This window comes from Streptomyces sp. NPDC048718, assembly GCF_043198875.1.
Lineage (GTDB): Bacteria > Actinomycetota > Actinomycetes > Streptomycetales > Streptomycetaceae > Streptomyces.
Window position 1 is genome coordinate 336,710 of the sequence record NZ_JBICVG010000009.1, and the last position, 22,271, is coordinate 358,980.

Here is a 22,271-nt window from a genome sequence, read left to right on the forward strand (position 1 = left end):
GGCCGTCGGGGGCCGGCAGGGGGTGGCGGGGTCGCCGCCAGAGGACGTCGGAAGCGCCGGGCCGCGGAACCTCGGGGAGCGACCGGGGCTCCCCCGTGGATCCCCTCAGGGAACCCTCACGGGGTTCACAGGGGATCCACAGGAGTGGGCCAGAAGTCGCCCAGGGATCGGTCAGGGGTCGGTCAGGGGTCGCCCGGGGAAATCTCCAGTCCCCAGGAAGGTTTCTCCGGGAACGCCTCAGGAGGTGGTACCGGCCGCGCCGGCCCCGTCACCCGCACCCGTACCGCTGCCGCCCGTCGCCCCGGTCCCGGTTCCGGCACCGGTCTCGGGCCGGAGGAAGGTGTTCCATCCGCCGGCCGGGGACTGGCCGACGCCCAGGGTCCGCAGCTTGGCGAGGATCTTCGGGTCCTGGACGTCCAGCCAGTCCGTGAACTGCCGGAAGGAGACGAGCCGCACGTCCTTCTTCCCGGCCATGCCCTTCAGGGCCTCCTCGACGGCGTCCATGTAGATGCCGCCATTCCACTGCTCGAAGTGGTTGCCGATGAAGAAGGGGGCACGGTTCGACTCGTACGCGCGATGGAAACCGGCCAGGTACGCCTCGGCGGCCTGCTTGCGCCAGCCGGGGTAGTTCGCGGGCACGCCCTGGGTGGAGTTCTTGGACTGGTTGGCGAGCATGTTGTAGTCCATCGACAGGACCTCGAAGCTGTGGCCGGGGAAGGGCACGGCCTGGAGCGGGAGGTCCCAGACGCCGCCGCGCTTGACCGGCCACATCTGCTGGCCGCCGGGCGAGCTGGCGTCGTAGCGCCAGCCGAGCCGCTTGGCCGTGGGCAGCAGATTGTCCTGGCCGAGCAGGCAGGGGGTGCGGCCGCCGACGAGTTCCTTGGTGTAGTCGAAGGGCAGCGGGTCGAGGTCGTCCCAGCCGCTGTTGGTCTTCCACTTCGTGACGAAGCCGATGGCCTGGTCGATCTCGTTCTGCCACTGGGCCGGGGTCCAGTGGGCGACGGAGCCGGAGCCGCCGCAGAAGTGGCCGTTGAAGTGGGTGCCGATCTCGTGACCGTCGAGCCACGCCTGGCGGACGTACTTCAGCGTCTGCTTGATGTGGTCGTCGGTGAGGTAGCCGATGTCGGAGGCGCCGACGCCGTTGTTCGGCGGACGGTAGAGGTTCTTCTTCGACTCGGGCAGGAGGTAGAGCCCGGAGAGGAAGAAGGTCATCGCCGCGTCGTGCTGCTTGGCGAGTTCCAGGAAGCGGGGGAAGAGGCCGTTGCCGACCTCGCCGGCGCCGTCCCAGGAGAAGACCACGAACTGGGGCGGGGTCTGACCGGGTTCGAGCGGCACCGGGGCCCCCGGCTGATGCGGCTGCTTTCCAGTGTCGGCGGTGGAACCGTCGCCGATGGGACGGGCGTCCCTCTCCGTGGGCGAGGCGGGACCACCGGTCGCGTCGCCGCCCCGGCCCGGACCGGAGTTCCCCGCTCCGCCCTGGCTTCCCGCCCCGCATCCCGCGACACCGAGGGCGGCGGCCGCGCCGACTCCCGCTCCGAGGAGCCTCCGTCGACTGACCCCGTTGACTCCGCTGACCCCGCGCATGGCATCCCCATTCCCGTTGACGCCCGACGAAAATCCGAACGTCATACGAACCGACAATCAGTGAGATGCCGGAGGGAAGCGGGAGGTTCCGGGAATACGAACAGAAATTCCAAGGCGACCGGGAATCGACACATTCCCGGTCGCCTTTGTGATGGTTGAGGAGATCCCGTGAACCCCTCACCGCGTACGGACGAACCCGTACGAACTACGCCAAACGCATCACAGCACGCCTATGTCCGAGGGGCCGCGCGGGTGTCCCCGGACCAGGCCACGACAGCAGACGATGTACGGGCTTCGCCTACGCGCCGAACGCCTTCGCCTTGCCCGGCACCGGCTTGGCCCCGGCCCGCAGATGCTCCGGCACGAGGTCGAGCGCCGGCTCGCTGTAGCCCACCGAGACGATCTTGTCGCCCTGATAGGTGAAAGAGGTCAGCGAGGCGAGCGTGCACTGCCGGCGGCGCGGGTCGTGCCACAGCCGGCGCTTCTCCACGAAGCTGCGCACGATCCAGATCGGCAGCTGGTGGCTCACGCACACCGCCTCGTGCCCGCGCGCCGCGTCCTTCGCCGCGTCGAGCGCACCCATCATGCGCACGACCTGCTCGACGTACGGCTCGCCCCAGGACGGCCGGAACGGGTTGGTCAGGTGCTTCCAGTTGGCGGGCTTGCGCAGCGCGCCGTCGCCGACGCCGAAGGTCTTGCCCTCGAAGACGTTCGCCGCCTCGATCAGCCGCTCGTCGGTGGCCAGGTCCAGGCCGTGCGTCTTGGCGATCGGCGTCGCCGTCTCCTGCGCGCGCTCCAGCGGCGAGGCCACGACATGGGTGATGTCCCGGCCGGCCAGGTGCTCGGCGACCCGGTCGGCCATCTGGCGGCCCAGCTCGGAGAGGTGGTAGCCGGGGCGGCGGCCGTACAGCACGCCCTCCGGGTTGTGGACCTCGCCGTGCCGCATCAGATGGACGACGGTGATGTCGCCGTTCTTCGCGGGCTGAGTGTTCGTGGCGTCGCTCATGCCTGCGCCTCCGCGCCGTCGGTGGCCTCGGCGGCGGCACGGGCGGCGGCCGGCAGGGCGGCGGCGATCCGCTCGATGGCCCGCTCGTCGTGGGCGGTGGACACGAACCAGGACTCGAAGGCCGACGGCGGCAGGTAGACGCCGTCCGCGAGCATCGAGTGGAAGAACGCGTTGAAGCGGAACGCTTCCTGCTTCTTCGCGTCGTCGTAGTTCCGCACCTCGTCCGCGGTGAAGAACACCGAGAACATGTTGGACGCGGTCTGCACCCGGTGCGCCACGCCCTCCTTGGCGAGCGCGCCGGTGACCAGGCCGCGGATCTCCGCCGAGACGGCGTCGACCTTGGCGTACGCGGCGTCGTCGAGCAGCCGCAGCTGCGCGAGACCGGCGGCGGTCGCGATCGGGTTACCGGAGAGGGTGCCCGCCTGGTAGACCGGGCCCGCCGGGGCGAGGTGGCCCATGACGTCGGCACGGCCGCCGAAGGCCGCGGCCGGGAAGCCGCCGCCCATGACCTTGCCGAAGGTCATCAGGTCGGGACGGACGCCGTCGACGCCGTACCAGCCGGCCCGGCTCGTCCGGAAGCCGGTCATGACCTCGTCGGAGATGTACAGCGCGCCGTTCTCCCGGCACAGGTCCGCGAGCCCCTGGTTGAAGCCGGGCAGCGGCGGGACGACACCCATGTTGCCCGGCGACGCCTCGGTGATGACACAGGCGATCTCGCCCTGGTGCGCGGCGAACGCGGCCCGGACCGCCTCCAGGTCGTTGTACGGCAGCACGATCGTGTCGCCCGCCTGCGCGCCTGTCACACCGGGCGTGTCGGGCAGACCGAAGGTGGCCACACCGGAACCGGCGGCGGCGAGCAGCGCGTCCACGTGACCGTGGTAGCAGCCGGCGAACTTGACGACCTTGGCGCGGCCGGTGAACCCGCGGGCCAGCCGGATCGCCGACATGGTGGCCTCGGTGCCGGACGAGACCAGACGTACCTGCTCGACCGGCTCGACGCGGGCCACGATCTCCTCGGCGAGCGCGACCTCGCCCTCGCCCGGCGTACCGAAGGAGGTGCCGCGGGCCACGGCCGCCTGCACGTCCGCGAGCACCTCGGGGTGCGCGTGGCCGAGAATCATCGGGCCCCACGAGCAGACCAGGTCGACGTACTCGCGACCGTCCGCGTCGGTGAGGTACGGGCCGCTGCCGGACACCATGAACCGGGGCGTGCCGCCCACGGCCCGAAAGGCCCGCACCGGAGAGTTCACGCCGCCGGGCGTCACGAGGGAGGCGCGGTCGAAAAGCGTCTGTGAGACTGGGGCTTCGTATGAATACGGCACTAGAGTTCCTGACCTGCGATTCGAAAGGCGGGTACGGCGGGGGTGCGAGCGCCCTGTGAATGACGCCGGGGCGCGCGTCGTCCCCGTCTGCAAAACTGGGGCTTCAAAGGGATGGCTCACACAAACCATGGTGTCAGAGGCCACGGCGATCTTGCGGACAGGTGTTTCACCGCAGGAGCGCGGGGGAGGTCAGTCACTGACACGATGATCGGGCCGCGCCGCGGAAACGTGCGGCCTGGAACAGCAGTCGGGTGGAGATATGCATCGCGGTGGCGGACCGGGCGAGGGGACTGACGACCTGGGTCCCGATCCTGTCCGGCGGGGGAGGCACCGGCGCCGGCGGACGGAAGAACCGAGGGCGAACGAGCCGAGGACGGGTGACTCACGGTCCGGCGACTCGTGGTCCGGCGATCCACGAAACGGTGATTCCCGGGCCGGCGACGCGCGGTCGGGGGACTCACGGACGGGTGATACGCGGCCTGGCGACAGCCGGGCGGGCGACGCCCGGGCGAACGAGCCCCGGTCCACTGGTCCTTGGATGAGCGACCCATGGACCGGTAACTCCGTCACCTCCGGGGAGACCTCGCGGAGCGGCGGCGGCAGCGGCGCCGGTACGTCGTCGCCCGGGTCGACGGGCTCGACGGGATCTGCCGGGGAGAAGGGATCGGATTCGGCCATTCCCGACGACTCCCGGCTCAGCCGCGCCCGCGCCCGCCGCGCCCGAGCGGCCCGTGAGGCACGGGAGGCACGCGAGGCCCGGGACGCGCAGCGGGCACACGACATCCACGAGACCCATGAGGCGCACGAGACGCGCCGGACGTACGAGCTGCCCGAGCCGTACGGCATGCACGAGCCGGGCCCGCTCGGCGGGCCGCTGGCCGGAACCGGCAGAAGCGGGCTGGGCGTGACCTACAAGTACTTCGGCGCGCCCGACGGCGCGACCGCCGCCCGCGTCCCGATCTCGATGCGCCCCGAGGAACTGGGCGGCGACGAGCTCGGCATGGGCGGCATGTTCACCCGGATCAAGCCGGAGACGATAGCGGCGATGGTCCTCACCGGCATCCAGGGCATGCCCCTGCACAAGGTGCCGCCCCTGGAACTCGTCGTGCTGCACCCGGACTACGCGGTGGTGAAGCTCCCGATGACGGCCGTCGACCCGCTGCGCGACATCGGCGAGGAATCGGTCGGCGCCGCCGCCTTCATCTGGTCCACCGTCCCCGACCGCGGCGGCCCGCAGGACGCCTTCAACGTCTACCGGCTCCTGCACGAATGGCAGGACTTCTCCCACCGCCTGCACGAGGCGGGGCACCAGCCGTACTGCCTGGTCTGGCCGTAGGCGTTCGGGTTCGGGCGGGTCCGGCGGCGGGCAGCGGAGTCAGCCCCTCTCCGGCCCTCCCGGCCCTCCTGGTCTCCCCGGCCCCCGCTCGCGTTCCTCCCCCGCCGCCTTCGCCCGCTCCGCGGCCAGTTCGCGCGCCGAGGCGAGGTGGTACGGGACGTCGATGACGACGACGTTCTTCATGAACAGCAGATGGGCCTTGAGCCGGAGCGCGGTCTGGTTGTGCAGCGGCTGTTCCCACCAGTGGCCGACCACGTACTCGGGGATCACGATCGTGACCACCGAGTCCGCGCCGCGCTCCGGCGCGTCGCGGATGTGCCGCAGCACCGGCTGGACGATCGAGCGGTACGGGGTGCTCAGGACCCGTAGCGGTACGTCGACGCCGTGCGCCTCCCAGCCGGCCCGCAGCAGTTCCGCCTCGGCCGGGTCCTCGGCGACGGTGACGGCGGTGAGGGACGCGGGCTTGAGCGTTTTGGCATAGGACAGGGCGCGCAGGCTCGGCGCGTTGACGAACGACACCAGGACCAGGACGTGGTTCTCGGCGAAGGGGCGCGGGTGGGCTCCGGGCTCGACGGCCACCTCGGCGGCGACGGTGTCGTAGTGCCGGCGCACGCTCTTCATGCCGGCGAAGAGCAGCGGCATGGCGATGACGACGATCCACGCGCCGTGCGTGAACTTGCTGATGAGGACGATCACCAGGACGACCGAGGTGAGGCAGGCGCCGAAGCCGTTGATGACGAGCCGGCGCTTGATACGGAGGCGTTCGCGCGGGGTGGGGCGGGCGACCGGGTTCGCGAGGACGCGCCGCCAGTGCGTGACCATGCCGGACTGGGACAGCGTGAAGGAGACGAAGACGCCGATGATGTAGAGCTGGATCAGCCGGGTGAGGTTGGCGTTGAAGGCGACGATGAGCGCGATGGCCGTCAGGGCCAGCAACAGAACGCCGTTGGAGTGGACGAGCCGGTCGCCCCGGTGGACGAGCTGGCGGGGCGCGAAGCCGTCGCGGGCCAGAACGGAGGCGAGCATCGGGAAGCCGTTGAAGGCGGTGTTGGCCGCCAGGACGAGGACGCTCGCGGTGACGGCCTGGAGCGCGTAGAAGAGGATGTGCCAGTCGCCGAAGGTGGCGCGGCCGATCTGGGCGAGGGCGGTCGCGGTCGGCGTGCCGGGCGGGAGCCCCAGCCGGGTGGGGTCCTCGGCGATGTGCACCTCGTAGATCATGGCGAGCGTCGTGATGCCGAAGAACATGGTCGCGGAGAAGAAGCCCATGATCGCGAGGGTCGTGGCGGCGTTGCGGCTCTTGGGTTTTTGGAAGGCGGGCACGCCGTTGCTGATCGCCTCGACACCGGTGAGCGCGGTGCAGCCGGACGCGAAGGCGCGCAGACCGAGCAGGACGAGCGCGAGACCGGAGTACACCGACACCTGCTCGACCGGCAGCCCGGCGGACTCGGCGCGCAGGGTGGCGCCGGTCGCCATCCGGACCGCCGCGACGGCGAACATCAGGTAGATCACGCCGACGAAGGCGTACGTGGGGACCGCGAACCAGCGGCCCGACTCACGCACCCCGCGCAGATTCATCCAGGCCAGCAGGGCGACAGCGGCCACGGACAGGAGAGTCGCGTGATGGCTCAGCGCGGGCGCGGCGGAGGTGAGGGCGGCGACCCCGGAGACGACGGAGACCGACACGGTCATCACATAGTCGATGAGCAGGGCGCTGGCGGCGGTGAGGGCCGCCGTGGTGCCGAGGTTCTCGGACGAGACGATGTAGGCACCGCCGCCGCCCGGGTACGCGTAGCAGGTCTGCCGGTACGAGGCGACGACCACGACCAGCAGCACGACGATGCCGACCGCCGCCCACCAGGCCAGATGCAGCACCGCCAGGCCGCCGAGGGCGAGGATCAGCAGGATCTCCTCGGTGGCGTAGGCGACGGAGGAGAGCGGGTCGCTGCAGAAGATCGGCAGGGCGAGCCGTTTGGGCAGCAGGGTCTCGGCCAGCCGCGCGCTGTCCAACGGACGCCCTACCAGCAGGCGTTTCGCCACGTTTCCAGCTCTCATAAGTGCTGAAGTTAGGACGAATCGGATGTGATGCGTGGCCGCCGCGCCCGCCGGCGCCCCCGCACGAGTCCGCATGAGTCCGCACGAGGAGCACGCGGGGCACGAGGGCCGCGCCCGCGCCGGTCGCACCGGAGCGGCGGCCGGCACCCCGGCCCCGGACGAGGAAGGACGCGATGTGGTGACGACTGCGAGCACGAACAGCACGAGCAGCGGCAGTGGCAAGGGTGGCAGCGGTGGTACGAGTGGCAAGGGTGGCCCCGGCAGCGCCGGTGGCATCGGCGGTGCCGGCGGCGGCTCCGCGCGCCCGGCCGGGCCGGGCGGCACGGGACGGCCGTTGCAGATCGGCGAGGTCGCGACGCTGGCGGAACTGCCCCTGCGGACCATCCGCCAGTACGAGGACTGCGGCCTCGTCGTCCCGTCCACGGCCTCCGAGGGCGGCTTCCCGCTCTACACGGACGCCGATGTCGCCCGGCTGATGGTGATCCGCAGGATGAAACCGCTCGGCTTCACCCTCGACGAGACCCGCGACCTGCTCGGCGCCGTGGACCGGCTGGCCGCCGACGTCCCCGACACCCCGGGCGAACTCGACCCGCCCACGCGCGGGGCGCTCGTCGCCCTGGTCCGCGGCTACGAGCAGGCCGCCACCGAGCGCGTCGCGGAGCTGCACACCCAGCTCGCCCGCGCGGAGGAGTTCGCGGCCTCGCTGCGGGCCCGCCTGCCGTAAGGGCGGGGCCATGGCCGGCCCGGTTCGGGCGCCCCCCGGTTCGGTCGACCCCGGCTTGATCGAACGCGGCTTGATCGAACCCGCCGGCTCGCCAAGCATGGGGCGCATGAACGCCCCCGTTCCACGCCGCGACACCCGGGGCATCGTGGACGCCGCCGCGCTCTTCGCCCGCGTCCGGTTCCGCCGCCACGCCCCGGCGCCCGCGCTCCGCCCGTATCTGGACCACTACTGGCTGATCGACTGGGATCTGACGGAGCCGTACGTGTCCCGGGTCGTCCCGCACCCGTCCGTCAACGTCGTCTTCGAGCGGCAGGGGGACACTGGCGCCTTCGGGGTGGTCTCGGGCGTCGCGGACGCCCTGTACACGCGCGAACTCGCCGGTACGGGGCGGGTCTGCGGCGTGAAGTTCCGGCCGGGCGGCTTCCGCCCGTTCACGCCCGGCCGCCCGGTCTCGCACTGGACGGGGCGCCTCGCGCCGCTCGCCGAGGCGTTTTCCGGCACCCACGCGCGCGAGGCGGCCGGAATCCTGGCGCCGGACGACGACCACGCGCGCGTGGCGGCGCTCGACGCCTTCCTGCTGGCCCGTGGCCCGGCCCCCGACCCGGCGGCCGACCAGGCGAGGGACCTGGTGGAGCTGGTCCGGACTGACCGTACGATCCGGCGGGTGTCCGCCCTCGCCCGGACCGCCGGACTGTCCCCGCGCTCACTCCAGCGGCTGTTCGCGTCCACGGTGGGCGTCGGCCCGAAGTGGGTGATCCTGCGCTACCGCGTCCACGAGGCCCTGGAACACGCCGAGCCCGGCGGCCCCGGCGGCCCGGCCGGCGCTCCCCCGGACTGGGCCCGGCTGGCGGCCGATCTGGGCTACAGCGACCAGTCCCATCTCGTACGGGACTTCACGGCGACGGTCGGGGTGCCGCCGACCGCGTACCCCGGCTGAGCCCCGAGAGAGGCCCGGGTGAGGTCCTGGCGAGGTCGAGCTGAGGCCCACGCGAAGACCCCGGAGGAATGTCGGACCCCTGTTCTAGGGTGCGGCCCATGTCCATGACCCCCACCGCCCTCAGGCTCACCCCCTGGTCGGACGACGACGCCGGCCTGCTCGCGCTGATGAACACACCGGAACTGACCGCTCACTTGGGCGGCCCGGAGAGCGAACAGCGGCTCGCGGCTCGCCAAGAGCGCTATGTGAAGCTGAGCGCCGACGCCACGCGGCCGGGCGCCATGTTCCGGATCACCCTGCTGCCGGAGGAGATCACGGCCGGCGCCATCGGGTTCTGGGAGACCTCGGTGGACGGCGAGCCCGCGTACGAGACGGGCTGGACGGTGCTGGACGGCTTCCAGGGCCGGGGCGTCGCGACGGCGGCCACGCGCGCGTTGGTGGAACAGGCCCGGGCCGAGGGCCGGTTCCGCCGTCTGCACGCCTTCCCCTCCACCGGAAACGCGCCGTCGAACGCGGTCTGCCGCAAGGCCGGCTTCACCCTGCGTGGCGAGACGGACTTCGAGTACCCGCCGGGCCGTCACATGCGCTGCAACGACTGGGGCCTCGACCTCTGACCCGTCCGCCGACCGGTCCGCCGACCTGCTCGCCGGCCACTCACCCGACGTGTCACCGGCTCCGGATCCGGCCCCGGCCCTCGCGCCGCCGCGCCGCCGCGCCGTCGCGCCGCCGGCGGAGTTACTGCCCCAGCGGCTTGAGCGCGCGGCTGAAGTGGAACGCGACGATGTCGAGCCGCTCGCGGAGGTAGAAGCGGTGGGCGCCGGTGCGGTGCGTACCGGAGTCCAGGTCGAGTTCGTGGCAGCCGGCCTCGCGGGCACGGGTCTCCAGGTACGCGATCAACGCGTGGCCGACACCGGTGGAGCGGGAGGTCTCCCGGGTCACCAGGTCGTCGACGTACAGCTTCTTCAGCGAGGCGGTGTTGGCGATGATCCGCCAGCCGGCGACGCCCGCGCACGTCCCGTCCTCGCCGTACACGGCGGTGAAGCGCAGCCCCTGGGGGTGCCCCTCGGCGTAGACGTCGTACAGCAGCCCGGCCGTGAGATGCGGCCGCAGCTCGCACAGCACCGGCAGGACTTCGCTCTCCAGACGCGGGTCGCCGGGCTCGATGTCGATGATCTTCATGCGGGGACCGTACCGCTCGGGGACGGGACGGCGGCAGGGGTACGGGGACGGAAGTACGGGGGTACTGGGGGGGACGGGGCAGGCACAGGGGCGGGGCGAGCCCGGGGCCCGTACGCCCCAGCCAGGGCCGCCACCAGGCCCCCACCAGGTCCGATGCCCGGTCCGCCGCCCGAATTCCCTGGCCGCGCGGGGGTGCGCGGTGCCATCCTGTCCCCGTGAACGGACCGGAGATCCAGATCGACTTCGCCCCCGCCCTGCGCCTGTTCCTCCCGGCGGACCGCCGCGTGGGACGCACCGCCGTGGCCACCGACGGCGTCTCGTCGCTCGGGCACGTGGTGGAGTCCCTCGGTGTGCCCCTCACCGAGGCCGGACGGCTGCTCGTGGACGGCAGGCCGGTGGACCGTTCTCACGTCCCGGCGGCCGGCGAGACGGTCGACGTGGAGGGTGTCGAGCGCCCGCAGCGGGTGCCCGGCGCCCCGCTGCGCTTCCTGCTGGACGTCCACCTCGGCACGCTCGCCCGGCGGCTGCGGCTGCTCGGCGTCGACGCCGCGTACGAGAGCGAGGACATCGGCGACCCGGCCCTCGCCGCGCTCTCCGCGAAGGAGCGGCGCGTGATGCTGTCCCGGGACCGCGGGCTGCTGCGCCGCCGTGAGCTGTGGGCCGGCGCGTACATCTACAGCGACCAGCCGGACGACCAGCTGCGCGACGTCCTCGAACGCTTCGCGCCGCCGCTCGCACCCTGGACCCGCTGCACGGCGTGCAACGGGCCGCTGACCGAAGCCGACAAGGACACGGTGCGCGACCGGCTGGAGCACGGCACGGAGAAGACGTACGACGTGTTCGCGCGGTGCGTCGAGTGCGGCCGGGTGTACTGGCGCGGGGCGCACCACGCCCGGCTGGAGGCGATCGTCACGGACGCGGTCCGTGAGTTCGGCGGCGCGGGAGCGACGGGCGCGCGCTGAGCGGGTACGCCCCGCGGGGCCGTCTTTTCACCACCCCGAGCCTGTCACCACCCGGACCCCCTTCCGCCGGCCGAGGCCCCTCGCCGGACCGGGTTCCTCCATGCCCGCCTCGTGGGGCCCGCCTCGCAGGCCCCGCGGCACCCCGTAGGCCCTACGGCGCCTCGGCGGTCAGATAGCGCTGGATCGTCGGCCCCAGCCAGGCGACCAACTCCGCGCGGGACATCTCGGCGGCGGGCGCGAAGCCCAGCACGTAGCGGGCGAGCGCCATCCCGAGGATCTGCGAGGCGACGAGGGCGGCCCGGCGCGGCGCCTCGGCCGGGTCGGGGCAGGTCTCACGGGCTATCGCGACGAGCTGCTCGGCGAAGATCTCGCGCATGCGCTCATTGCCGGCGGCGTTGGTGACGCCGGCCCGCAGCAGCCCGGTGAGCACCTCGTCGCGTTCCCAGCGGTCCAGGAAGTGCTCGACGAGCGCGGTGCCGACGTTGCTCGCGGGCAGTCCGACGAGCTTGGCGACCTCCAGCTCGATCGTGGTGGCCGCCGCGAAGAGCCCCGCCTTGTTGCCGTAATAGCGCATGACCATCGACGGGTCGATCCCCGCGTCGCGGGCGATGGCCCGGATGGTCGCGCGCTCGTAGCCGTCGGCGGCGAAGCGCTCACGGGCGGCCTCGACGATCGCGGAACGGGTGGCGTCGGAACGGCGTACGGAGGTCATGCCCACGACTGTAGGCCAACAAGCGTTGACAATCCAGCGAGGCCGGGCGTAGCGTTGCCAACAAGCGTTGACCCACAGCCGTTGGCCAACGAGCGTAGGCACCTTTGGAGGCAGTGATGAGCAGCACGAGCCCCACCGTCACCACCCAGACCGCCCAGGCCACCCACGCGACCGCCGCCGACGGCAGCGGATTCGACACCGATGTCCTCGTCGTCGGCGCGGGACCCACCGGACTGCTCCTCGCGGGCGACCTCGCCACCTCCGGCCTGCGAGTCACCCTCGTCGAGCGCCGCACCACGGGCATCAGCAACATGACCCGCGCCTTCGCCGTCCACGCCCGCTCCCTCGAACAGCTCGACGCCCGCGGCCTCGCCGACCGGCTCATCGCCACCGGCAGCCGGCTCGATCGCATGGAGATGTTCGGCAAGGTCTCCCTCGACCTCTCCCAGCTGCGCAGCCGCTTCCCGTTCGTGCTCGTCACTCCCCAGTACGAGGTCGAGCGCGCCCTCGAAGAGCGCGCCCGGTCCGCCGGCGTGGACATCCGGACCGGGACGGAACTGCGCGGCCTGCGCCAGGACGCCGACTCCGTCACCGCCGAACTCGCCGCCCACATCTCCACCGGCAGCGACACCGGCAGCACCGGCGGCACCGGCACCACCGCCCCGGCCGCCGAGCAGACCGGCACCGAACCCCCCACCGCCTCCCGGACCCACACCCTGCGCGCCCGCTACCTGGTCGGCACCGACGGCGTCCACAGCGCCGTACGACGGGCGATAGACATGCCCTTCCCGGGCACCTCGGTGCTCCGCTCCCTCGCCCTCGCGGACGTCCGCCTCGCCGACACACCCCCGCAGACGCTGCGCCTCGCCACCGACGGCGACGCCTTCGCCGTGGTCATGCCGTTCGGCGACGGCTGGTACCGGGTGATGGGCTGGGACCGCGCCCACCAGGTCCCCGACAGCGAACCGGTGGAACTCGACGAGCTCCGCTCGCTCGCCCGCCGCGCCTTCGGCACCGACTACGGCATGCACGACGCCCGCTGGCTCTCCCGCTTCCACAGCGACGAGCGCCAGGCCCCCTCCTACCGCGTCGGCCGCGTCTTCCTCGCCGGAGACGCCGCCCATGTCCACACCCCGGCCGGCGGCCAGGGCATGAACACCGGCCTCCAGGACGCCGCCAACCTCTCCTGGAAACTCGCCGCGGTCCTGCACGGCGAGGCACCCGACCCCGACGCCCTGCTCGACACCTACCAGGCCGAACGGCACCCGGTCGGCACCCAGGTCCTGCGCAGCAGCGGCGCCCTCATCCGGCTCGCCATCGCCCACACCCCGCTCCAGCGCGCCACCCGCGCCCTCACCACCCACGCGCTCGGCAGCCTCCGGCCCGTCGCCACCCGCACCATCGGCCAGGTCAGCGGCATCGGCATCGGCTACGACCGCGACACCCGCCGGGTCCCCGACCTGAAGCTCCGCGAAGGCCGGCTGTACGAGCTGCTGCGCGACGGCCGCTTCGTCCTGGTCGCCCCCGAGGGCACCACTCCCACCCCGCCGCCCTCGCTCCCCGCCGCCCCCGGCCGGCTCATACGGGCCACCTGGTCCAACCCGGCCCGCCGCGACACCCTCCTGGTCCGCCCCGACGGCTACACCGCCCCGCTCCACTAGGACCAGCCCCGGTGGGTGAGGCGAGGGACGGAACGGGCCCACCCCGTCCCTCACCCACCGGGCAACACCCCACCGTCGCCGTCGCCCGCCCCCTCCCTTCCGATTACCGCCCCGCCCCGTGCCCCATGGCACCCTTCACCCCATGCTGATCGCCCGCTCCGCCCTGCTCTTCGTCCTCGCCGCCCTCTTCGAAATCGGCGGCGCCTGGCTCGTCTGGCAGGGCGTACGGGAACACCGCGGCTGGATCTGGATCGGCGCCGGCGTCCTTGCCCTCGGCGTCTACGGCTTCGTCGCCACCCTCCAGCCCGACGCCGAGTTCGGCCGCATCCTCGCCGCCTACGGCGGCGTCTTCGTCGCCGGCTCGATCGCCTGGGGGATGGTCGCCGACGGCTACCGCCCCGACCGCTGGGACATCGCCGGCGCGCTCATCTGCCTCGCCGGCATGGCGGTCATCATGTACGCCCCCCGCGGCAACTGACCCACCCCGCCCTATCCTGGCCCGGCCGCCAACCGAGGCCACCGACCACCCGCGCCAGGAGCACGCCATGACCGCCGCCGCCAAGCCCATCGCCGTCGTCACCGGAGCCAGCAGCGGCATCGGGGCGGCCACCGCCCGACAGCTCGCCGCCGCCGGTTACCGCGTCGTCCTCACCGCCCGCCGCAAGGACCGCATCGAAGCCCTCGCGGCCGAGATCAACGACGCCGGCCACCAGGCCACCGCCTACCCCCTCGACGTCACGGACCGCGCCGCCGTCGACGAGTTCGCCACGGCCTTCCGCACCCTCGCCGTCCTCGTCAACAACGCCGGCGGCGCCCTCGGCGCCGACCCCGTCGCCACCGGCGACCCCGCCGACTGGCGCCGCATGTACGAGGTCAACGTCCTCGGCACCCTCCACATGACGCAGGCACTGCTCCCCGCCCTCACCGCGAGCGGCGACGGCACGATCGTGGTCGTCTCCTCCACCGCCGGCCACGGCACCTACGAGGGCGGCGGCGGCTACGTCGCCGCCAAGCACGGCTCCCACGTCCTCGCCGAGACCCTCCGTCTGGAGATCGTCGGCACCCCGGTCCGCGTCATAGAGATCGCCCCCGGCATGGTCAAGACCGAGGAGTTCGCCACCACCCGCTTCCGCGGCGACACCGACAAGGCCGCCAAGGTCTACGCGGGCGTGGCCGAGCCGCTCACCGCGGACGACGTCGCCGACACCGTCACCTGGGCCTGCACCCGCCCCCCGCACGTCAACATCGACCTGCTCGTCGTCCGCCCCCGCGCCCAGGCCTCCAACACCAAGGTCCACCGCGAGCTCTGACCCAACCGGGTGAACGACTCCCGAACACCCCGACGCTCGCCGATGCCCCATCCAGCGCCTCGTACAGCGCCCTACATGCCTTCGGCGAGACCTCGGGGACTGTAGATTCCGCGCCCTTGAGTACCGGCTCCTTCCGCTGGCCCTCGGGCGGGGCATCCTTCAGTCGCTGTGTCTGCGGGGCCGCACACGCAGCGCCGAAAAGCGCTATGAGCAGCCCCGCAGCAATCATCCGGGACTTCACGCAGTCCCCAGGTACTCCGCGAGATCCGGGTTCTCCCGGGCCGCGAATTCCCGCAACTCGGAAAATTCCACGCCCCCCGACGTCCCTGTCAGAACCCGCTCCAGGGACACTCCCAAGGGGAGCATCTCCGGAGACAGACTGGACAGAACGTTCTCCGGATCGCGCTCCGCGGCGATCAGCCGACAGGCGACGGCTGCGATGGCCAGATCTCTGCAAGTGCTGGAGGTCAGCCCTTCACGTTGACGACCTGCTTGAGCTTCGCGACCACCTCGACCAGGTCCCGCTGCTGCTCCATCACCTGCTCGATCGGCTTGTAGGCGCCGGGGATCTCGTCCAGGACGCCGGCGTCCTTGCGGCACTCCACGCCCCGGGTCTGCTCCTCCAGGTCCCGGGTGGTGAACCGACGCTTCGCCTCACTCCGGCTCATCCGGCGGCCCGCCCCGTGCGAGGCCGAGTTGAAGGCCGCCCCATTTCCGAGCCCCTTCACGATGTACGAGCCGGTACCCATGGAGCCCGGGATGATGCCGAACTCACCGGATCCCGCGCGGATCGCTCCCTTGCGGGTGACCAGCAGGTCCATGCCCTCGTACCGCTCCTCCGCCACGTAGTTGTGGTGGCAGGAGATCACCGGGTCGAAAGCGACCTTGGCCTTGCGGAATTCCCGGCGGACGACCTCCTGGAACAGCGCCATCATGACCGTGCGGTTGTGCTTCGCGTACTCCTGAGCCCAGAAAAGGTCATGCCGATAGGCCGCCATCTGCGGGGTGTCCGAAACGAACACCGCCAGGTCACGATCGACCAACCCCTGGTTGTGCGGCAGCTTCTGAGCCTCGCCGATGTGGTACTCGGCCAGTTCTTTGCCGATGTTCCGAGATCCAGAGTGAAGCAAGAGCCATACCGAATCGGACGTATCTATACAAACTTCCAGATAGTGATTTCCCCCACCTAGGGTCCCCATCTGCTTTTCCGCCCGCTCACGACGGTATTTGACCGAGTCGGCCACCCCGTCGAAGCGCGACCACAAGTCGTCCCACCCCGCCGTCGGGAACGCGTACAGCCGGGACGGGTCGATCATCTCGCGGCGCAGGCCGCGGCCGACCGGGATGGCCTGTTCGATCTTGGAGCGGAGGCGGGAGAGATCGCCGGGGAGGTCGTTCGCGGTCAGCGAGGTCCTGACGGCGGACATGCCGCAGCCGATGTCGACACCGACCGCCGCCGGGCAGACCGCGCCATGCATGGCGATCACCGAGCCGACCGTGGCGCCCTTGCCGTAGTGCACGTCCGGCATCACGGCCAGGCCCTTGATCCACGGCAGCGTCGCCGTGTTCTGGAGCTGGCGCATCGCGCCTTCCTCGACGGAGGCGGGATCGGTCCACATCCGTATGGGCACCTTCGCGCCCGGCACCTCGATATACGACATACTTCCCCACTTCCCCCGATAAGCCTCATTACGCAAAAACCGGCGCCAAAGCCCGTAACGGCGACCGCGGACCGGCATCAACGGCCATGCGTGCGATACACATTGTGTTCATCGCGCCCCACAGGGCGGCAAACAGTTTTCGGGGGATTCCTCCGGCAGAAGGGAGCCTGGGATCGTGCAGCGCAAGGCGTACGTACCCGGCCGGTCCGGGTCCGCGGCAGTCTCCGCGGCCACCCTCCTCGCCCTCGGCCTCGGGATCGCCCTGACCGGGTGTTCCTCCGGTTCCGCGGGGGGCGCCGACGCCGTCGACTCCAAGGCGGGCCCCGCCGCCTCCACCTCCGTCGCCCCGCCCGGCCGCTACCGCACACTCTTCGCCCCGTGCGGCGCGGTCCCGCCGGCCACCCTCAAGGATCTGCTGCCCGGCGCCGCCGCGCTGCCCGACGCCGAGCGCGACCGGGCCTACCGCGGCACGGCCGCCGCCACCTTCGACACCGACCGCCGTGTGGGGTGCAGCTGGAAGTCGACCGGCCCCGACGCCACGCACCGGCTGAGCCTGGACATCGAGCGGGTCGTCTCCTACGACACGACGGTCAGCGACGACGACCGGGCCCAGCAGGTGTACGAGCGCAAGCAGACCGCCGCCGGGATCGCCCCGCCGGCGAGCACCACCCCCACCGCACCGGTGTCCCCGTCGCCCGGCAAGCCCACGGACAAGCCCACCGGAAGGTCCACGGACAAGTCCGGTGACAAGTCCACCGGCAAGGCCTCCGAGACGGCCTCCCCCACCGCCGGCCATACCGCCACCCACACCGCCGCCGACGCGAAGGACGCCACGGCCGGCGGACAGAACCCGGTCCTGGCGCTCGCCGGCGGGCAGCCGGGCCTCGCGCCCTACGGACCCGAGGCCCCGACCCCGACCGCTGCCGCCTCCTCCGGGGGCGACAACGACGGCACGTCCGGGACGACGGAAGCCCCCGGTCTCGAACCCCGCACCCTCGACGGCCTCGGCGACGTGGCGTACCTCGACGACGCCCGGCTGACCGCCGGCCCGTCGGGCGAGCGGCGGCTGGTGAGCGTGGTCTTCCGCACATCGAACGTCATCGTGACCGTCGCGTACGAGGAGGAGACCGCCGCCTCCGGCAAGGCTCTGGACCGCAAGGAACTGCAGGACAAGGCCCGGAATCTGGCCGGACTCCTGGCCGAGCGCCTGGAGGAGTGACCGTCCGCGCCCGGTCCGCACCAGGCCCGTGACCGCCCGGGGGACCACGTAACGTGTCGGCGTACCGCGGCCGCCCGGCCGCCGGCCGCCCAAGCGACTGCCCAAGCGACTGAAGGAACCATGCACCGATCAGCTCCGCGCCTGTCCCGTGTCCTCGCCTGCGCCGCCGTCCCGGTGATGCTCGTCGCCGCCGGATGCTCCTCCGGCTCCGACTCCGACAAGGACAAGGCTCCCGGTTCGCCGGACAAGGCCGCGTCCTCGGCTCCCGCCGAGGCTCCGCCGGCGACGCCGACGAAGAAGGCGGTCGAGCCCGCGAAGTTCGCGAAGCTGCCGGAGGTCTGCAAGGCGGTCTCGTCGAAGACGATCGACGAGCTGGTCCCGAAGGCGAAGTCCAAGAAGGGCACGGCGGCGGCCTCCAGCGATCTGGACAGCCGCGGCGGCTGTTCCTGGAACGGTCTGGAGGACAAGGGCACCAAGGGGTCGAACTACCGCTGGCTCGATGTCTCCTTCTACCGCTACGAGTCGGACGCGACGCTCGGCAGCGGTCAGGAGCGCGCCGCGGCGAACTACACGAAGGAACTCGGCAAGGCCCAGCAGACGGAGGGCGCGAAGGGCGCGAAGACCTCCGAGGCGTCCGGTGTCGGCGAGAAGGCCGAGACGGTGACGTACCAGCTGCACAAGACGGACGAGGACTTCCAGTACGCGTCGGTCGTGGCGCGGACGGGCAATGTCGTGGTCCTGGTGACGTACAACGGCGCCGGGTACGCGGGGTCGAAGACGCCGTCGGAGAAGTGGATCGCGGAGGGCGCGGTGAAGACCGCGAAGGAAGCCGTGGCGGCGATCGAGGCGGCCAACAAGTAGGCCTTTATGCCTTTTCGTGCGGGGCCTGTCCCTCCCCCGAGGGCCGGGCCTCGTACATGTGTGCCAGTCTGTGGCGGCGAGTTGTCGATCGACGGGAGGGGATCGCGGGTGGCCGCGATGCAGCTGACACGCACACACCGGGTACTCATCGGCTTGGTGGTCGCGGGCGCGTTGATCATCGCCGGCATCGGTTTCGCCGGGTCGTACGCGGCGGTGCGCGAGCTCGCCATCGCCAAGGGGTTCGGCACCTTTTCGTACTTCTTCCCGATCGGCATCGACGCGGGCATCTGTGTGCTGCTCGCCCTGGATCTGCTGCTGACGTGGCTGCGGATCCCGTTCCCGCTGCTGCGGCAGACCGCCTGGGTGCTGACGGCGGCGACCATCGCGTTCAACGGCGCGGCTGCCTGGCCCGACCCGCTGGGCGTGGGCATGCACGCGGTCATCCCGGTGCTGTTCGTCGTCGCCGTCGAGGCGGCGCGGCACGCGGTGGGCCGGATCGCGGACATCACCGCCGACAAGCACATGGACGGCGTACGGCTGACGCGGTGGCTGCTGTCCCCGGTGCCGACGTTCCGGCTGTGGCGGCGGATGAAGCTGTGGGAGCTGCGTTCGTACGACGAGGTCATCAAGCTGGAGCAGGACCGGCTGGTCTACCAGGCGCGGTTGCAGGCCCGGTTCGGCCGGGCGTGGCGGCGGAAGGCGCCGGTGGAGGCGCTGATGCCGCTGCGGCTCGCGAAATACGGCGTTCCGCTGGCGGAGACGGCGGCGGCGGGTCTGGCGGCGGCCGGGATGGAGCCGGTGCTGATGCCGGCGGTTCCGATGGCGCAGGTGGCGCCGGAGGCGTCCGGGGCTCGTGAGCTGACCGCCGCCACGGCCCCGGCCCCGGCCCCGATGCCGGTCGCGGCCCCCGCACCGGCCGTTACTCCCGAGGCGCCGGTGGCCCCCGAGGCCGCCGGTCCTCCCGCGCATCCGGCGGCTCCCGTGACTGCCGCGGCGCCCACGGCTCCGGCGGCTCCCGCCCAGCCGGCACCCACGCCCCAGCCCACGCCCGTGCCGACGGCGGCGCAGGCTGCGGCAGCGGCCCCGGTGCGGCAGCAGGCCGACGCCGCCCCCGCGCCGGTTCAGATGCCGGTTCCGGTGGGGGTTCCCGTGGAGGCGGGCCCGGTGCCCGAGTCCTTCCAGGTCCAGGAGCAGATCCGGTTCCCGGAGCCGGTCCAGGGGCAGGTCCAGGCCCAGGGCCCGGGACCGGAGGGCAGCCCGTGGTTCCCGCACGGCATGATGCGGAAGCCGTACCAGGGCGGGTACGACCCCACGGCGGACGCCACTCAGGCGCAGGCCCAGGCTCAGGCCCCCGTCGCGCAGCAGGCACAGCAGCCGCAGCCGGGCTTCCCGGCGGACCAGCCGAACGAGGCCCCGCACGGCCCGCAGACTCCTCAGGCCCCGCAGGCCGCCGCCCCCGGCGCGCACGAGCTGGAGCCCGGGCCGGAGCAGCGGGCGGCCGAGCAGTTCAGTGAGGCGGTCTACAAGACCATGCGGCTGTACGCCGAGGAGAACAACGCGTTCCCGGGCGACGAGACGCTCGTCGAGCTCCTCACGGAGCGGTACGGCCCGCAGGACCCGCGCCGGCTCGCGCTGCTCGGCCGGATGACGCCTCGGCTGCGTGAGCGCATCGAGCGGGAGCTCGACGAGATGCACATCCCGTAGCCCCGTAACCGCCCGCCCCGTTCCCGACCCCACCCCGCTCGGGCCGCCGGGCGACCGAACACCGAGCACCGGCCGGCCCCGGCCGGCATATGCGTGAGGGCCGCCACCCCGGACGACGGGATGGCGGCCCTCAGGCGTTCACGGTCAAGCGTGCACGGTCAGGCGCCGAGCAGTGTGCGCACCCGGTCCGCGCCCACCGCGAGGAGCAGGGTGGGCAGACGGGGGCCGGTCTCGCGGCTGACGAGGAGCTTGTAGAGCAGCGCGAAGAACGAGCGCTGGGCGACCTTCAGCTCCGGGGTCGGCTTGGCCTCGGGGTCGAGGCCGGCCATCACCTTCGGAACGCCGTAGACCAGGGTGGTCAGGCCGTCGAGGGACCAGTGGGTGTCCAGGCCCTCAAGGAGCAGCCGCAGCGACTCGCGGCCCTCGTCGTCGAGGGAGCCGAGCAGCTCGGTGTCGGGCTCGTCGCGGACGATGGTGCGCTGGTCGGCCGGGACCTGGGTGGTGATCCAGTTCTCGGCGCGGTCGAGACGCGGGCGGACCTCGTCGAGGGAGACGACGGGGTTGGCCGGGTCGAGCTCGCCGAGGATCCGCAGGGTCTGCTCGTCGTGGCCGGCGGTGATGTCGGCGACCGAGGCGAGGGTGCGGTACGGCAGCGGACGCGGTGTGCGCGGCAGCTCGCGCTCGGCGGTGCGGGCCGCGCGCGCGTACGCGGCGGCGTCGGCCGGGAGCACGGTGCCGTCCTCGACCTTGGCGACGAGCTTGTCCCACTCGTCGTAGAGACGCTGGATCTCCTGATCGAAGGCGATCTTGAAGGACTGGTTGGGGCGGCGGCGGGCGTACAGCCAGCGCAGGAGCTGCGGCTCCATGATCTTCAGGGCGTCCTCGGGGGTGGGGACGCCGCCGCGCGAGGAGGACATCTTGGCCATGCCGCTGATGCCGACGAACGCGTACATGGGGCCGATCGGCTGGGTGCCGTCGAAGATGCGGACGATCTGGCCGCCGACCTGGAAGGAGGAGCCGGGCGAGGAGTGGTCGACGCCGGAGGGCTCGAAGATGACGCCCTCGTAGGCCCAGCGCATGGGCCAGTCGACCTTCCAGACCAGCTTGCCCCGGTTGAACTCGCTCAGCTTGACGGTCTCGGAGAAGCCGCAGGCGGAGCAGGTGTAGGCGAGCTCGGTGGTGTCGTCGTCGTAGGAAGTGACGGTGGTGAGGTCCTTCTCGCACTGGCCGCAGTAGGGCTTGTACGGGAAGTAGCCGGTGCCGGCGCCGGAACCGTCGTCCTCGCCGGCGGCGCCGGAGCCCTCGGCGGCCTCCAGCTCGGCCTCGTCGAGGGGCTTCTGCGACTGCTTCTTCGGGGCCTTCTTCGTCCGGTACTGGTCGAGGATGGCGTCGATGTCGCCGCGGTGCCGCATGGCGTGCAGGATCTGCTCGCGGTAGGTGCCGGCGGTGTACTGCTCGGTCTGGCTGATCGCGTCGTACTCGACGCCGAGCTCGGCGAGCGACTCGACCATGGCGGCCTTGAAGTGCTCGGCCCAGTTGGGGTGGGCCGACCCGGCGGGGGCCGGGACGGAGGTCAGCGGCTTGCCGATGTGCTCGGCCCAGGACGCGTCGACGCCCGCGACGCCGTTCGGCACCTTGCGGTAGCGGTCGTAGTCGTCCCAGGAGATGAGGTGGCGGACCTCGTACCCGCGGCGGCGGACCTCGTCGGCGACCAGGTGCGGGGTCATGACCTCGCGGAGGTTGCCGAGGTGGATCGGGCCGGACGGGGAGAGGCCGGAGGCGACGACGACGGGTTTGCCAGGCGCACGTCGCTCCGATTCGGCGATGACCTCGTCGGCGAAACGGGAGACCCAGTCGGTCTCGGTGCTGCTCTGAGCCACGGTCGGTTCGTCCTTCTTCCTTGGTTTCCCTCAGTGCCTCGCGGGCCCCTCGGGCCTCGCGGGCCTACCTGAGCCATTCTCCCAGACGGATCGGCGCGCCCGGAGGTTGTCCACAGGCCGGAAATGGCGAGGGGTCCTTTGCCCGTGGTTGTCCACAGGCG

At 72.0% G+C, this 22,271-nt stretch carries 19 protein-coding genes; 11 read left to right on the forward strand and 8 right to left on the reverse strand.

Going from position 1 to position 22,271, the window contains the following annotated elements; translation table 11 throughout:
• Nucleotides 1-237 precede the first annotated feature (237 nt).
• From ACGFRB_RS19800 to hemL, 3 genes are all read right to left on the reverse strand, one after another.
• Nucleotides 238-1,584 carry a hypothetical protein gene (locus ACGFRB_RS19800; RefSeq protein ID WP_393244560.1) on the reverse strand — a complete coding sequence of 449 codons (1,347 nt, stop codon included), beginning with the start codon at nt 1,582-1,584 and terminating at the stop codon, nt 238-240.
• A gap of 298 nt (nt 1,585-1,882) precedes the next feature.
• A complete protein-coding gene (locus ACGFRB_RS19805) occupies nt 1,883-2,590 on the reverse strand; it encodes a histidine phosphatase family protein (RefSeq protein WP_393244562.1) in 708 nt (235 codons plus the stop codon).
• Nucleotides 2,587-3,912, reverse strand: coding sequence for a glutamate-1-semialdehyde 2,1-aminomutase (gene hemL / locus ACGFRB_RS19810; RefSeq protein ID WP_363002679.1), 1,326 nt, complete (start codon nt 3,910-3,912; stop codon nt 2,587-2,589). The genes ACGFRB_RS19805 and hemL overlap by 4 nt, the downstream gene beginning before the upstream one ends.
• 844 nt (nt 3,913-4,756) lie before the next feature.
• Between hemL and ACGFRB_RS19815 the strand changes: the two genes are divergently transcribed.
• Nucleotides 4,757-5,248, forward strand: coding sequence for a hypothetical protein (locus ACGFRB_RS19815; RefSeq protein ID WP_393244639.1), 492 nt, complete (start codon nt 4,757-4,759; stop codon nt 5,246-5,248).
• A gap of 39 nt (nt 5,249-5,287) precedes the next feature.
• On the opposite strand, the gene ACGFRB_RS19820 is transcribed toward ACGFRB_RS19815, so the two are convergent.
• A complete protein-coding gene (locus ACGFRB_RS19820) occupies nt 5,288-7,300 on the reverse strand; it encodes an APC family permease (protein WP_393244564.1) in 2,013 nt (670 codons plus the stop codon).
• 274 nt (nt 7,301-7,574) lie between these two features.
• On the opposite strand from ACGFRB_RS19820, the gene ACGFRB_RS19825 reads away from it, so the two are divergent.
• The 3 genes from ACGFRB_RS19825 (at nt 7,575) to ACGFRB_RS19835 (ending at nt 9,575) form a co-directional block, all read left to right on the forward strand.
• Nucleotides 7,575-8,024, forward strand: a complete 450-nt coding sequence (locus tag ACGFRB_RS19825) for a MerR family transcriptional regulator (protein ID WP_393244641.1) — start codon at nt 7,575-7,577, stop codon at nt 8,022-8,024.
• Between the two features lie 106 nt (nt 8,025-8,130).
• A complete protein-coding gene (locus tag ACGFRB_RS19830; RefSeq protein ID WP_393244566.1) occupies nt 8,131-8,961 on the forward strand; it encodes a DUF6597 domain-containing transcriptional factor in 831 nt (276 codons plus the stop codon).
• Between the two features lie 98 nt (nt 8,962-9,059).
• Nucleotides 9,060-9,575: a GNAT family N-acetyltransferase gene (locus ACGFRB_RS19835; RefSeq protein ID WP_393244568.1), complete on the forward strand. Its 516-nt coding sequence runs from the start codon at nt 9,060-9,062 to the stop codon at nt 9,573-9,575.
• 121 nt (nt 9,576-9,696) lie between these two features.
• Here the strand turns inward: ACGFRB_RS19835 and ACGFRB_RS19840 are convergent, their stop codons facing one another.
• Complete coding sequence (locus ACGFRB_RS19840) at nt 9,697-10,140, reverse strand: GNAT family N-acetyltransferase (protein ID WP_393244570.1); 444 nt, start codon at nt 10,138-10,140, stop codon at nt 9,697-9,699.
• 215 nt (nt 10,141-10,355) lie between these two features.
• Between ACGFRB_RS19840 and ACGFRB_RS19845 the strand changes: the two genes are divergently transcribed.
• Nucleotides 10,356-11,102: a Mut7-C RNAse domain-containing protein gene (locus tag ACGFRB_RS19845; RefSeq protein WP_393244572.1), complete on the forward strand. Its 747-nt coding sequence runs from the start codon at nt 10,356-10,358 to the stop codon at nt 11,100-11,102.
• A gap of 151 nt (nt 11,103-11,253) precedes the next feature.
• Here the strand turns inward: ACGFRB_RS19845 and ACGFRB_RS19850 are convergent, their stop codons facing one another.
• On the reverse strand, nt 11,254-11,814 hold the full coding sequence (locus tag ACGFRB_RS19850; protein ID WP_393244574.1) for a TetR family transcriptional regulator: 561 nt from the start codon (nt 11,812-11,814) through the stop codon (nt 11,254-11,256).
• Between the two features lie 116 nt (nt 11,815-11,930).
• On the opposite strand from ACGFRB_RS19850, the gene ACGFRB_RS19855 reads away from it, so the two are divergent.
• The 3 genes from ACGFRB_RS19855 to ACGFRB_RS19865 all read left to right on the forward strand — a co-directional run bounded on the left by ACGFRB_RS19855 (nt 11,931) and on the right by ACGFRB_RS19865 (nt 14,785).
• The gene (locus ACGFRB_RS19855; RefSeq protein WP_393244576.1) at nt 11,931-13,475 is read left to right on the forward strand and encodes an FAD-dependent monooxygenase; all 1,545 of its coding nucleotides are present in this window, start codon (nt 11,931-11,933) and stop codon (nt 13,473-13,475) included.
• A gap of 142 nt (nt 13,476-13,617) precedes the next feature.
• Nucleotides 13,618-13,953: a YnfA family protein gene (locus ACGFRB_RS19860; protein WP_361231064.1), complete on the forward strand. Its 336-nt coding sequence runs from the start codon at nt 13,618-13,620 to the stop codon at nt 13,951-13,953.
• A gap of 67 nt (nt 13,954-14,020) precedes the next feature.
• On the forward strand, nt 14,021-14,785 hold the full coding sequence (locus ACGFRB_RS19865; protein WP_393244578.1) for an SDR family NAD(P)-dependent oxidoreductase: 765 nt from the start codon (nt 14,021-14,023) through the stop codon (nt 14,783-14,785).
• A gap of 467 nt (nt 14,786-15,252) precedes the next feature.
• Here ACGFRB_RS19865 and ACGFRB_RS19870 read toward each other — a convergent pair whose 3' ends face one another.
• Nucleotides 15,253-16,446, reverse strand: coding sequence for an RtcB family protein (locus ACGFRB_RS19870; RefSeq protein ID WP_393244580.1), 1,194 nt, complete (start codon nt 16,444-16,446; stop codon nt 15,253-15,255).
• Nucleotides 16,447-16,621: 175 nt separating this feature from the next.
• Between ACGFRB_RS19870 and ACGFRB_RS19875 the strand changes: the two genes are divergently transcribed.
• From ACGFRB_RS19875 to ACGFRB_RS19885, 3 genes are all read left to right on the forward strand, one after another.
• Nucleotides 16,622-17,665 carry a DUF3558 domain-containing protein gene (locus tag ACGFRB_RS19875; RefSeq protein ID WP_393244582.1) on the forward strand — a complete coding sequence of 348 codons (1,044 nt, stop codon included), beginning with the start codon at nt 16,622-16,624 and terminating at the stop codon, nt 17,663-17,665.
• A 120-nt stretch (nt 17,666-17,785) separates the two neighbouring features.
• Nucleotides 17,786-18,526, forward strand: coding sequence for a DUF3558 domain-containing protein (locus ACGFRB_RS19880; RefSeq protein WP_393244584.1), 741 nt, complete (start codon nt 17,786-17,788; stop codon nt 18,524-18,526).
• A gap of 117 nt (nt 18,527-18,643) precedes the next feature.
• Nucleotides 18,644-20,230, forward strand: coding sequence for a DUF2637 domain-containing protein (locus ACGFRB_RS19885; protein ID WP_393244586.1), 1,587 nt, complete (start codon nt 18,644-18,646; stop codon nt 20,228-20,230).
• Between the two features lie 158 nt (nt 20,231-20,388).
• Here ACGFRB_RS19885 and lysS read toward each other — a convergent pair whose 3' ends face one another.
• The gene (gene lysS / locus ACGFRB_RS19890; protein WP_393244587.1) at nt 20,389-22,110 is read right to left on the reverse strand and encodes a lysine--tRNA ligase; all 1,722 of its coding nucleotides are present in this window, start codon (nt 22,108-22,110) and stop codon (nt 20,389-20,391) included.
• Nucleotides 22,111-22,271 lie beyond the last annotated feature (161 nt).